Annotated in this window: 12 protein-coding genes and 1 tRNA gene; 8 read left to right on the forward strand and 5 right to left on the reverse strand. The window is 67.4% G+C overall.

What is annotated here, in order from left to right; translation table 11 throughout:
• Window positions 1-352: 352 nt before the first annotated feature.
• A complete protein-coding gene (locus tag EXE41_RS11935) occupies window positions 353-1,171 on the reverse strand; it encodes a hypothetical protein (RefSeq protein ID WP_137691132.1) in 819 nt (272 codons plus the stop codon).
• 102 nt (window positions 1,172-1,273) lie between these two features.
• Complete coding sequence (locus EXE41_RS11940) at window positions 1,274-1,855, reverse strand: hypothetical protein (protein WP_137691133.1); 582 nt, start codon at window positions 1,853-1,855, stop codon at window positions 1,274-1,276.
• 456 nt (window positions 1,856-2,311) lie between these two features.
• Here EXE41_RS11940 and EXE41_RS19320 point away from each other — a divergent pair, with 456 nt between their 5' ends.
• The 6 genes from EXE41_RS19320 (at window position 2,312) to EXE41_RS11970 (ending at window position 9,666) form a co-directional block, all read left to right on the forward strand.
• Window positions 2,312-3,052 carry a hypothetical protein gene (locus EXE41_RS19320; protein WP_199240880.1) on the forward strand — a complete coding sequence of 247 codons (741 nt, stop codon included), beginning with the start codon at window positions 2,312-2,314 and terminating at the stop codon, window positions 3,050-3,052.
• A 225-nt stretch (window positions 3,053-3,277) separates the two neighbouring features.
• On the forward strand, window positions 3,278-4,354 hold the full coding sequence (locus tag EXE41_RS11950) for a LamG-like jellyroll fold domain-containing protein (RefSeq protein WP_158294415.1): 1,077 nt from the start codon (window positions 3,278-3,280) through the stop codon (window positions 4,352-4,354).
• 133 nt (window positions 4,355-4,487) lie between these two features.
• Complete coding sequence (locus tag EXE41_RS11955; RefSeq protein ID WP_137691135.1) at window positions 4,488-6,074, forward strand: CARDB domain-containing protein; 1,587 nt, start codon at window positions 4,488-4,490, stop codon at window positions 6,072-6,074.
• Between the two features lie 64 nt (window positions 6,075-6,138).
• Window positions 6,139-7,059 carry a hypothetical protein gene (locus EXE41_RS11960; protein WP_241987242.1) on the forward strand — a complete coding sequence of 307 codons (921 nt, stop codon included), beginning with the start codon at window positions 6,139-6,141 and terminating at the stop codon, window positions 7,057-7,059.
• 156 nt (window positions 7,060-7,215) lie between these two features.
• Complete coding sequence (locus EXE41_RS11965) at window positions 7,216-8,379, forward strand: signal peptidase I (protein WP_049932334.1); 1,164 nt, start codon at window positions 7,216-7,218, stop codon at window positions 8,377-8,379.
• Between the two features lie 3 nt (window positions 8,380-8,382).
• Window positions 8,383-9,666: a DUF5305 domain-containing protein gene (locus tag EXE41_RS11970; protein WP_137691136.1), complete on the forward strand. Its 1,284-nt coding sequence runs from the start codon at window positions 8,383-8,385 to the stop codon at window positions 9,664-9,666.
• Between the two features lie 93 nt (window positions 9,667-9,759).
• Here the strand turns inward: EXE41_RS11970 and EXE41_RS11975 are convergent, their stop codons facing one another.
• Together EXE41_RS11975 and EXE41_RS11980 are read right to left on the reverse strand one after the other, a co-directional pair.
• A complete protein-coding gene (locus EXE41_RS11975; protein WP_137691137.1) occupies window positions 9,760-10,656 on the reverse strand; it encodes an NAD(P)-dependent oxidoreductase in 897 nt (298 codons plus the stop codon).
• Between the two features lie 75 nt (window positions 10,657-10,731).
• Window positions 10,732-10,926, reverse strand: a complete 195-nt coding sequence (locus EXE41_RS11980) for a heavy-metal-associated domain-containing protein (protein WP_007344879.1) — start codon at window positions 10,924-10,926, stop codon at window positions 10,732-10,734.
• Window positions 10,927-11,082: 156 nt separating this feature from the next.
• Between EXE41_RS11980 and EXE41_RS11985 the strand changes: the two genes are divergently transcribed.
• Both EXE41_RS11985 and EXE41_RS11990 read left to right on the forward strand, forming a co-directional pair.
• A complete protein-coding gene (locus EXE41_RS11985) occupies window positions 11,083-11,673 on the forward strand; it encodes an AsnC family transcriptional regulator (protein ID WP_137691138.1) in 591 nt (196 codons plus the stop codon).
• 64 nt (window positions 11,674-11,737) lie between these two features.
• Window positions 11,738-11,888 (forward strand) — tRNA-Gln (locus EXE41_RS11990).
• A 150-nt stretch (window positions 11,889-12,038) separates the two neighbouring features.
• On the opposite strand, the gene EXE41_RS11995 is transcribed toward EXE41_RS11990, so the two are convergent.
• Entirely contained in the window at window positions 12,039-12,464 is a 426-nt protein-coding gene (locus tag EXE41_RS11995; RefSeq protein WP_094521395.1) for a low molecular weight phosphatase family protein, read from the reverse strand.
• Between the last annotated feature and the right edge of the window lie 28 nt (window positions 12,465-12,492).

Raw genomic sequence — 12,492 nt, forward strand, 5'->3', positions numbered from 1 at the left:
TACCTCTGTTGTCCGCACACGACCCGCGTCCGAGGACACGAGACATCCCGTGTCACCCCGGGTCGCTCTACTTCACCCATGGGACGTATCCCATATTGTTATGAGTTGGCAGAAAATTCGTTGGATGGGACTGAAATGCTTCTGGGCGAATCTGTAGCAGTTCTGGGTCGATATGAAGCCGATCGTAGCCGTGCTGAAAACCTTCAGGTGATCCCTTCCAACCCACTTCCCGGTGACTTTCGCTCTGTTCACCGACCGTCAATTCGACTAGAGACAGAAATGGATCTGTTTGCTTCTACCGTGCTGTCGTACGCCTACCATCAGTGAGAATGATATCGAACCGAGCTACCGATCAGTCCGACTCACAGCTCGGCGGGTTCTCACGCTTCTCTCCCTGCCCTCCGTTGTTGTGCTGATCGAGGCCGCAGTCCTCCGCGCTCCACTGTGGATGAACGTACACGGTGTCGTCGAGTTTGACACCTACGATCGTATTGCCACTCGCACCGCTCAACTGGCCGCGGATTTTGTGCTTCGTTTCGATTTTCTCATCTTCACGGGTCATGACTTCGTCGCTACCGCTATTTCCGGGACTGATCAGATAGATGTCTACCGTTTCCGTCCTGTCTTCTCCGAGAATCTCGGCGTTTCCGCCTCCGGAGAAGTTTACCCCGTTGGAACTACCGCTGACCGCTTCGTTCCCCTCGTCTGTTTCGTCCTCGCGTTCGATCGTAAACCGCCGCGTCTCCGTATCACCAAACAACTGTGCCGTGACACCGCTCCCCTCTACCGTGACCGTTACTTCGATCCCGACTGGCTCGTCAGAGTCGATTCCTGAAACCGGCGCTTTGATGGTCTGCTTTTTGCCGCTTCCGAAATCACCGGAGTCGTACTCGACCTCACCCAGAATATCGTCCCCTTCACCCACTTCGACCTCGGCGATCGAAAGGTCGTGGTTAAACCGGTTCGTCACCGTCACTAGGGTTATGGAGTCCCCCTCACTCACTGTCGAGCCGTCGTTTGGAGTTTTGTATCCAACGAACGCTCGACTGTCTTTCACCACGTCCACTGACACTCCCCGCTCCGCCTCCATACTGCTGAACGCCCCGGTGCCGACGCTCATCGCGCCGGAGCTTGCGCCGCCGAGCAGGAGGATGAGGTTCCGTCGTTTCATTTGCGATGAGTTCGCACAGTTAGTTCACCCGGTACAACGCGTCCCGACCCTAAGGTTATGCGGCACCGGAAACCCGGTAATCGCTCCCTGAACACCGCTGCCTTACGTGAGCTCCGGGGGTTCGTCGGGTTCGCCGACTTTCATCTCCGCGGTGTAGTACTTGTGCGTGATCGCGGAGAACGCGAACGCGACGACGATGGCGACCGTCCACGCCATCTCGGGCAGGAGGGTGAACGGCCACGCGCCGAGCCACACCGCGCCGGCGAGCGCGGCGGCGACGCCCGAGAGCCCGAGATAGTAGTCGCTCCACGGGATCTCCTTCCCCTCGACCACGTCCATGTACAGGTCGACGTTCTGAAGCGCGGGCGTCGGCTCGACGATCCCCCGGTCCTTGTTGAACTCGACGACGCCCGCGTCGTCCATCTTCGGCAGGTGGGACTGCTGGAGGGCGGTGTACACGCGCTTGCGCTCGTCGCCCGTGATCTCCGCCATGTCGGTCCCGTTCTCCCACGCCGCGATCTGCTCGGCCATGTCGCCGATCTCGAGTTTCTCCGCCTCCTCCCGCTTCAGCAGATGGACCGCGAACCGTCGGCGCTGGTTCGCCAACACGTCGAACAGGTCGTCTTCTGACACCTCAGTCGTCGGTTCTGCCCCCCGACCGTCCGGCCGCTGTACCGACGCCATTTCTGTCTGACATATATGAACACGCCAACATAAATCCCGTGGTTATGATAATCTGCTAAACTTTCTCGCCGTTCACTCGCGGGTCAACACGAACGCGTAAGTCGGCTTTTGACGGTCTAAGAAGGAGATACGTGGCGTCATACGGATTCTATTCGCGGGCACTCTCGGCGATATTATCAGGCTTCAGTAACTACCACCCTCGTTACACGGGCGGCGATCGCCGCTTCAGGGCGGGCTTGAACGGGGTCTCAGGACCGGCCTGAACCGATCGAACCGGGGTTCAGGTGGGGTCGGAACGGAACGGGCGGGGCTTCAGTCCCGCCCGGAAGTGTTTCTGGAAATTCATAACGATATGGGATAGGCCCCATGGGTGTAGTAGAGCGACCCCGGGTGACGCGGGATGTCTCGCGTCGGCGGCCCGCGGGTCGTGTGCGGACACAACGAGGTTACACAACTATGGCAAACCGACGCAAGTTCCTCGCCGGACTGGGCGCATTGGCTTCAGGTAGCGCGGCTGCGGTTGGTACTGGGGCGTTCACGACCGTTAGTGCGGACCGGAGCGTCACTGTGTCCGTCGCGGACGATAGTGGTGCGCTGCTTAAGATGGATGCGACCAGCAGCAACGAGAACTCCGCGTACGCGGATGAGAGCGGAAACGAGATTGCGATTGATGTCGCCGGTGCGAGTGGTAGCACCGGAAGCGGTGTGAACGACAACGCTACGACGGAGATTTTCGACATCTTCGACATCGCGAACCAGGGCACGCAGAACGCTATCGTCTACGCCGACCCCGCTAGTCTCGGTGCAGATGCGTTCGACACCAGCGATGACGGAGTCTATATTGACCCGCAGGTCAGCAACATGCCTAATGGGAACCTTCCCAACGATCCGACTACTTCCATCGGCTTCCGGCCAGACGGAACTCCTTTCACCAGCCTGACTAATATCGGCGGGACGATCCTCAAAAAGGGAGAAACATTCAAAACGGCCACCTTAGACACCGACGGTAGCACAATTAATGGAGGGAGTTCGACCGGCCCCAACCCGCCGAAGGTCTACCTGCTTAGACCGGGCGAGTCGTTCGAGTTTGGACTGAACATCCAAACCAGCGATGCGGCGACCGGTGACTTCAGCTACAACGTCGACATCGTGGCGGACGCCGAGTTTGCGGAGGAAGCGGGACTCGATAACGTATAACGGACACCAATAGCGGATCACGACCCACGCCGGTACTCCGGCGGTTCGACTCCGCCGGTGGGTTTCCTGGAGCAAACTGATATGAAACGACGACGACTCATCCTCGGTCTCGGCGGTCTCGCCAGCCTCGGCGGCAGCTTGGTCGGCACCGGCGCGTTCACGAGCGTCTCAGCGGAGCGGGATATCGCGGTTGAGACCGCGGACGACGCGAACGCGTTTCTCGCGATGGTGCCGATCGATTCGCCGAACGGCGACGCTTTCGCGACGACACAGGATGGACTCATTCTCTTGGAGTTCACGAACACCGACGCCGGCGGGAGCGGGCTCGGAACCGACTCAGTCTACGACTTCGATGACGTGTTCCGAGTCACCAACCAGGGGACTCAGCCCGTCTACGTCTGGGCAGTCTTCGCCGACGCCTCCGGAGATTTCAACGTCGGAACCTCCGACACCGACGTGTGGTTCTACGCTCACGGTGATAGCGACAACAAACTCCGCGACAGCGCCGACGACGTGCTGTATCTCACGCCCGGGGCGGACGCCGACATCGGAGTCCACGTTGATACGGACGATCTGAACGAGGGTCAGGATCTGACCGCGACGATCAACGCCGACGCGAGCAAGCCCGCCGACGGTGGCACTGTGGTGGGCCGGGAGGGGACTTCGATCCCCGGCCCGACGGACGGACTTACCGGATACTGGCCGCTGAACACGGTGGGAGATGGTACTGCCGAAGACGCGGTAGGCGGTGCTGACGCGTCGGTTCCCTCTGAGATCTCAAGTACGGCAGGAAAGACGGGGGAAGCCGCCGAATTCCCGGAAGCGGACGTGGCAATTCAGCCGAACCCGAACGCTGAGGCGACTATGTCGTTCTCAGTAGCAGTCTGGTTGAACGCCGCAGGGTTCGACCAAACCTCGTACCCGCTTGCCGTCTCGAAATGGCAGCGGGCACAGAACCGTGACTACCTGATCGGCTACAACGGTCCAGAGGACCAGCTATACGCCCAATTCAACCGAGAGCCGGACGGAAACAAGACGACGCTGTTCGGTCCGACGCCAGAAGTCGATGTGTGGTACCACTGTGTGTTGACATACGATCGCAACGGGGTCGGCCGGTTCTATGTAGACGGAACTGAGGTCGACTCCGCTCGCGGAGCATTTAATTCGACGAGTTCACAGTTCGTAATTGGGACGAAAGATGGCGGCGGTAACTCGTGGCACGGTCGGATCGACGATGTGCGTATTTATTCCCGGGCACTTGATCCAGGAGAAGTGACAGCACTGTACGACTCAACCCGGTGACTACTCATGCTGGCGTACAGCGATTCGATTTGAACGCTTACTTTGATTGCTCCTTCCGAACAAGCACTATCTTCAGCGGATCAAGCACAACAATACAAAGACCCCGTAGCTACAATCGGCACACAATACACTAATGCCGACTGCCTGCCGGACCGCAATACTGATCCTGCTAGCCGTTTCGGCAGCTACTGCGTTAGCCTTCGCCACGGGTGCGGCGGTGGTCGACGGCCCGGCCGACACCGTCGCCGACGGCGATCTCGCGATCCAGCCGGCCGACGGCCCGAACGGGCGGTACGCGTATTTAAATAATGACGACGAGATCGCGATCGACGTGTCGGCGTCGAACCCGAACATCCGAGATCCCTCCTTCGAGGGCGTGAACGTCGGCGCGACCGGACGGATCGACGACGTGTTCGAGATCACGTACACGGCCGACGAGTACGCGCGCGTCTGGATCGGCGACGGAAGCGAGAACGTCACCTTCGTGGTCGACGGCGACTCGGTCGAGGGCGAGGCGAACAACGTCACGCTCGCGCCGAACGAGACCGTCACGGTCGGGCTCGCGCTCGACACGCGCGGGACGGCCGTCGGGGCGCAGCTGGGCGCCGACGAGTTCTCGATCGAGGCGGAGATCGCGGAGCCCGAGGAAGTGGACGCGACCGCGACGGGCGCGTCGACTCAGGGGACCGCCGACGGGGGCCCGACAAAGACGGTCGCCTCGCCGAGCGCGGACCGCCGCGAGTTCGTCGCGAGCGGCGTCGAGTCCGGTGCGGAGGTCCGGTTCCGGGCCGACGGGATGCCAATCGACCGCGACAACGTCACGCTGGAGGGGATCGACCTGGCGGGCGTCCGGAACGAGCGCGTCGAGCTGAACGCAGCGGGGAGCCCGGTCCCCTTCGCGAACGGGAGCGCGCTGACCGCGCCCACGCGTCCCCGTCCGGTCGGGTACCTCTCGCTCGCGCACGAGTTCGCGCCCGACGCGGTCGACGCGATGACGATCCGGCTCAGCGCGGACCGGGACTACCTCAACGCGACCGGGACCGACCCCGGGGACGTGGAGCTCTACCGGCAGACGGACGCGGGCGACTGGGAGGCGGTGTCGGTCGAGGTCGTCGACGAGGCGGTCGTCGATATCCTGGGGCTCCCCGAGGACCGGGTCCACTTCCGCGCGACGACGACCGAGTTCTCGACGTTTGCGGTCGCGGCGCGCGAGCCCCGGTTCGACGTGACTGCGGCGACCGTCTCGCCCGAGGCGATCGACCCCGGCGAGAACGTCACCGTCCGGGCGACCGTCCGAAACGGGGGCGGCGCGGCGGGCGAGCGCGCGGTGACGCTGACCGCCGACGGTAACTCGGTCGCGAGCGAGACGGTCGCGCTCGCGCCCAACGAGACGGCGACGCTCTCGTTCGACGAGACGGTCTCGGCCGCCGGCGCGTACGACCTCGCGGTCGGCGGGACCCCCGCCGGGACCCTGCTCGTCGGCGACCCCGGCGGCGACCCGGCGGGCGGTGAGGGGAGTAACTCCGAGGCGACTGGCGGCGACGGGGAGAGCGCCGAGACGGCGAGCGGCTCCGTTGCGGCGAGCAGCGCCGACGACACCGAGGCCGGGCCGACCGAGGAACCCGGGGGGATCGAGTTCGTCGAACTCGGCGGGCTGCTGGCCGCGCTCGCCCTCGCGGTGGCCGGACTCGCGCTGTTCCGCCGGATGCCGCGGTCGTGAGCCCCGGGCCGCATCCGGGGCGCGCGCCGACAGGTCTTAACCGCTGGTCGACGACCCACGGGCCGTGAGCACGTCTGCGACCGACGAGCGCGATCGCTCCGTCGACGGCGGCCCGTCGGATCGCTCCGTCGACGGTAGTCGGCCGGACCGCACGTTCAGTCAGGAGATGCTCGCCGGCGTCCGCGCGGCCGACCTGCTCGTCCTGCTCGCGGTGCCCGCGGTCCTGCTCGCGGTCTTCGCGCTGCCGGAGGCGACCCGCCGCTCGCTCGCGTTCGCGTACGCGGACCCGACGGTGCCGTCGGCGTTCGCGGCGCACTACGTCCACCTCGGAACCGATCACCTCCTCGGGAACCTCGTCGGATACGGGCTCCTCGCCGGCGTCGGCTACGCGCTCGCCGTCCTTGGCGGGCGACGGCGACTCTTCTTCACGTCGCTCGCGACGTACCTCGGCGCCTTCCCGTTCGCGCTGTCCGCGCTGAACCTCGCCGTCCCGCGGGACGCGATCGGCTTCGGCTTCTCCGGGATCAACATGGCGCTCGCCGGACTGCTCCCGATCCTGTGGTACTGCTACGCCCGCGAACACTTCGCGCCTGCGGCCTCGCTGCGCGCGCTGCCGGCGGTCTTCTTCGCGCTCGTCGGGTGGATCGCGCTCCTCGCGCTGCCGGTCTCGACGACGGGCATCGGGGTCGCGGGGCTGGCGATCGGCGTCGCGAGCGCGCTCCTCGCGGTGCTGTACGCGGCCAGCAGCGAGGTCCGGTTCCCGCCCGCGGTCCGGACGCACGCGGCCGCCGTCGCGTCGCGTCCCGGCTACGGGGAACTGCTGGTCGTCGGCGGGCTGGTGGCCGTCGGCTACCCCGTCGTCGGCTTCCCGTCCGACCCCTCGGGCGGCGGGAGCGTCGTGAACCTGTACGTCCACCTGCTCGGGTTCTGCCTCGGGTTCATCGGCCCGTTCGCGCTGCTCGCCGCCGGCGCCTTCGACGAGTAGGGGCGACGGCGGCCGCCCGATCCGGTTCGCCGCCACCCACGAAGTTATAAGGACACGCCGCCGTTCAGCGATCGACGACTACCTGACGGCCGCGCGACAGGTACCGCCTCGCGGCGGTCGCCGCCCCGAGTCCGTCTCCGAGCCGAGTTCGACACCATGTCACTCAAACGAACGCTGTCCGTCGCGCTCCAAGCGGCCGCGGTGCTGGTCGTCGTCTCGCTGGTCGTCGGACAGCTCCTCGGCCAACCGGTCCTCCTCAGCTACGTCGAGACCGGGAGCATGCAGCCGACGCTCGCTCCCGGCGACGGGTTCGTGGCGGTCCCGGCGCAGCTCGCGGGCGGGATCGGGCCGGGCGACGTGGTGACGTTCGAGGCACAGGAGATCCAGGGCGGCGGGCTGACGACCCACCGGGTCGTCGAGGAGGCCGAGCGGGGCTATATCACTCGGGGAGACAACAACCCGTTCACCGATCAGGACGGCGGCGAGCCGGTCGTTCAGGACGCGGACGTGGTGGCGAAGGCGCTCCAGATCGGCGGCAGCGTCGTCGTGATCCCGCACCTCGGGACCGTCGCTATGGGGTTCCAGTCCGCGTTACAGTCCGTCCAGACGTGGCTCGCGGTGACGTTCGGCGTCCGTTCGTTCCAGGGAACGCAGGGGCTCGCGTACATCATCTTTGGGCTGTCGCTCGTCGCCTACGCGGTCGACTGGTATCTCAACGCCGGCTCGCGCGACCGCGACTCGCGCGACCGGTCGCGCGACGACGGCACCTCCGTGCTGGCGATCCTCGGCGCGCTGGCGCTGGTGCTGATGGCCACCGCGACGGCGGCGATGGTCCTCCCGGCCGGCACGCAGGAGTACGGCGTCGTGAGCGCCGAGTTCGAGTCCGAGAACCCGACCGTCATCGAGCGCGGCACGAGCCAAGAGATCGAGTACGTCGTCCCCAACGCGGGGCTCGTCCCCGTGTACGCGTACGTCACGCCGGCGAGCCCGGGCGTCGACGTCGAGCCGGAGCGGCTCTCGGTCGCCAGTCGCGGCGAGGCCTCGACGACGGTGACGCTGTCCGCGCCCGACGAGACGGGATACTATCGGCTGTTCGTCGTCGAACACCGCTACCTCGCCGTGCTGCCGCCCGGCATCGTCGACGAGCTGTACGGCGTCCACCCCTGGGCGCCGCTCGTCGCGATAAACGGGCTGCTCGGCGGCGGTATCGTCGGCGTCGGCCTCCTGCTCTTACGCGGCGAGCCCGCGCGGATCCGGTCTCGCGACTCCCGCGAGCGCCCCCCGCTCTACAAGCGACTCCTCCGCGAGCTCTACAGGTAACACATGTCTTCAGAACCAAACGAACGTCGACTCAGACTCCGCGCCGTGCTGAACGCACAGTCCGCCGCGATCCTCGCGGTCTGCCTCCTCCTCGCCGCGGCCGGCGCGGGGCTCGTGTACACGACGCACGTCGACCCCGGCACGGAGACGGAGCGCCGGACGGTCTCCTCGCTGACCGTCGAAAGCGAGTACCGCCACAGCGCGACCGTGACGGAGCCGAACACCGTCTTCGAGACCGGCGCGGTGCTGGACGGCCGCGACACGTACTTCACGCGGATCGCGCCCGAGCTCGACGTGAACGTGACGACGAGCTACGCGGCGTCGACCGCGGAGAACGTCACCGTCCAGCTCGACTCCGCGCTCGTCATCCGCAACGTCGGCGATGAGGGGACCGTCTACTGGCGCGAGACGGAACCGATCGCGTCGGAGACGGCCGCCAACGTCGCGCCCGGCGAGACGGTGGACGCCTCCTTCGAACTCAACAGCACCGCGATCGACGGGCGCGTGGCGTCGATCGAAGAGCAGCTCGGCGCCTCGCCGGGGGAGACGGAGACGTTCGTCACGACCGAGGTGGCCGTCGACGGGTCGATCGGCGGGGTTCCGACCGCGTCGACGCAGACGCTCGACATGACGGTCACGCACGGGGGCGACACCTACTCCGTCTCCGAGCCCGGCGTCCGGTCCGACACAACCGGGCGGACCGAGTCGGTGAGCGTCGAGCGGGAGTACGGCGTGCTCCGGTCCCTCGGGGGTCCTCTCCTCCTGCTCGCGGGGCTCGTCGGCGCCGGCGGCACCGCGTACGCGACGCGGGAGTTCGACCTCGCGCTCACGCCCGCGGAGCGCGCGTACCTCTCGTACCGCGACGACCGCTCCGAGTTCGCGGAGTGGATCACGACGTTCCGCCTCCCCGCGTCGGTCCACGAGCGTCCGACCGCCGAGGCGGGGTCGCTCCGCGACCTCGTCGACTTCGCGATCGACAACGACACCGGCGTCGTGGAGGACCCCGAGACCGGCGCGTTCCACGCCGTCGCCGGGGAGTTCGTCTATACCTATCGCCCGCCCGAGCCGACGGTCGAGGACGGTGACACTGCCGACGAGGACACGGTCGGCGGTGAGGGAGCGATCGGCGATGAGGAGACGGTCGACGACGCGGGAGCGGTCGGCGCCGCCGACTCGATGACGGCCATGACCGAGGGTGCGGACTCGACCGCGGCCGGCGCGGCGCCCGCCGAGGACGGCGATTCGCCGGGCGACGCGGCCGACTCGGAAGACCCGGCCGACGACTGAGGCTGACCCGGTCGGCGACACGCCCGGCTCGGCCGACGACTGAGCCTGACGTTCCCCGAACACCCCGGCTCGACCGCGATTCCCCCGCCTCGATCACCCGTCGTCGCGTTCCGCTCCCCGCTCTGCGCCGTCGCGCCACGAGTGGCCCGGTTCCCACCCGAGCAGGCGCTTCGCCTTCGAGCAGTCGAAAATCGACTCGTCGCCGTCGAGGTCGCACTCCGCGGGGAGTTCGCCGCGGACCGCCTCGATCGTCGCCGCGGTGTCGCGACCGAGGAAGTTCTCCGCGGCGACGATCAGCACCGCCTCGTGGCCGTCGACCGCTGTTTCGGGGTCGATCGCGGCCTCGACCGCCGCGACCACGTCGCGCACGTCGACGTACGACCAGCAGTTCCCGCTCGGAGCCGCGGTCGCGGGGTCGAACGTCTCGCGCGCCTCGCGGCGCCGCTCGTCGCCCGGGAACGTGACCCACGAGAGGCGCAGCGAGACGGCGGGGACGCCGTGCCGGCGGGCCGCCGCGGCGGCCACCTCCTCGCCGACGACCTTCGAGAGGCCGTACGGGTCCTCGGGCCGGGTCGGCGTCTCCTCGTCGATCGGGAGCCGGTCGGGCAGCCAGTCGTCCGCCGCGAAGACCGTGCCGTAGCAGCTCTCGCTCGACGCCCAGACGATCCGCGCGCCCGCGGCCCCGGTGGCGTCGAAGACGTTGTACGCGCTCTCGACGTTGTTCGCGAACACGCGCGACCCGGCGTGGTCCTCGGGGTGCGGGATCGCGGCGAGGTGGACGACCGCGTCGGGCGCGGCCGCGTCGACCACCTGTCGCGTCTCGCCGTAGTCGGTGAGGTCCGCCGCCACGTAGTCGACGCCGTCCCGGCGCTCCTCAGTCGGCGGCGCTTCGCGGTCGACGGCGACCACCTCGCGGCCCGCGTCGGCGAGCGCGTCGACCGTCCACGCGCCGACGCCGCCCGCGCCCCCGGTGACGAGTACGCTGTCCATGTCTCGGCGAGCGCGCTCGGGCGAAAAAAGTCGGCGGTTCGGGGTGTGCGGTGCTCCGTCCGCACGTCGGGTCTCCTACGCCGACGCCTCGTAGCCGGCGTCCTCGATGGCGGCCACGACCGCGTCCACGTCCACGTCGCCCTCGACGGTCGCGGTGCCCGCCTCGTGGTCCGCGCTCGCGGACTCGACGCCCGGCAGCTCGCCGAGCGCGTCGGTCACGTTGTCCTCGCAGCCGGTACACGACATCCCGTCGACGTCTATCGTCGTCATGGGCGCCCGTTCGCGTCCCGGGCACAACTGCCTTTCCGTCGCCCCCGACGCCGACCGGTTTCCCCGCCACCGTCCCGTGTTCCCGACGCCGACCGGGTCCCGCGACCGCCCGCCCCTCCCGGACGCCTTTTGCCCGCGCCGGGCGAACGCCCGCCCATGCGAACGCTCGACGAGACGGACCGGCAGATCATCCGGTTGCTGCTGGCCGACGCGCGGCGCCCGTACAGCGATATCGCCGAGCGCGTGGACCTCTCCGCGCCCGCGGTGTCGGACCGGGTCGACCGGCTCCGCGAGGTGGGCGTCATCGAGGGATTCACGCTTCGGATCGACGGTGACGCGCTCTCCGACGGGCTGCGGGTCCTCGCGACGCTCGCTGTCGCGCCCGCGGACGCCGAGCGCGTTCACGCGGCGGTCGCGAGCCACGAGCGCGTCGAGCACGCGTTCCTCACCGCAGACGGCGAGGTGACGGTCGTCGCGCGCGTCGAGGAGGGGACCGCTCGTGACCTCGTCGACGACGCGGTCGGACTGGCGGCCGTGCGCGACCTGTCGGTGCGGCTGCTCGACGCCCACGAGTGGTCGCCCGCGGTCGGCGACGCGGACCTCGCGGTCGAGTGCGTCGAGTGCGGCAACACCGTCACCGCCGAGGGGGAGTCGGCCCGGATCGACGGGACGCTGTACCACTTCTGTTGCGGCTCCTGTCGCGAGAACTTCGAGGAGCGGTTCGACCGGATCGAGGAGGGGGCGTAGGGGCCGTCCCAGTCTCGTCGCGGAGAGTAACGTACTTGAGTGCCCGTCGGTTAGCCGAATACGAAGTCCCGTGGTGTAGTGGCCAATCATAATGGCCTTTGGAGGGAATCCGTCGGCGTCTGCGGCTCACGCGCGGCTGTCGGGTGTTCCATCAAGAACGCCCGTCGGATGCCCGAAGTCAGCCATTGACGGCGGTTCGAATCCGCCCGGGACTATCCTGCGGCGAGCAACTCCGCGAGCCGCAGGTGTCCGAATTGATTCGAGCCCAGAGGACGAGCGAAGCGAGTCCTCGCGGTTCGAATCCGCCCGGGACTATTTCCGTCGAGAGAAACCCCCGAGTCGCACGGATACGCGGCCGGAGCCGCCTACTCCTCGTCAAAGAACTCATCGAAGAGGTCGCGCACGCGCCCCTCGACCTCGTCGCGGATATCCCGGACACGATCGATATCCTGCCCGTGCGGGTCGTCGAGCGCCCAGTCGCGCCCCTCGACGCCGTCCGGGAGCGTCAGCGTCGAACAACCCATCGTCGCGACCACGTCGCACGCGTCGAGCTCCGCGGTCGAGACCTCGCGGGGGACGCGGTCGGAGAGGTCGATGTCCACCTCCGCCATCGCCGCCACGACCTCGGGGTGGACCTCGTCCGCGGGGTGGGTCCCGCCGGTGACGACCTCCACGCGGTCGCCGAGGTCGCGCTCGCGGCGCTCGCGTTCGGCGAACGCGGCCGACATCTGGCTGCGACCGGCGTTCTGTACACAGACGAACCCGAACGTGGCGACGTCGTCTTCGCTCACACCTGCGCGTCCCGTCACGCCCGATTAA

It is taken from the genome of Halorubrum sp. SD690R (genome assembly GCF_005435035.1).
Taxonomy (GTDB): Archaea; Halobacteriota; Halobacteria; order Halobacteriales; family Haloferacaceae; genus Halorubrum; species Halorubrum ezzemoulense.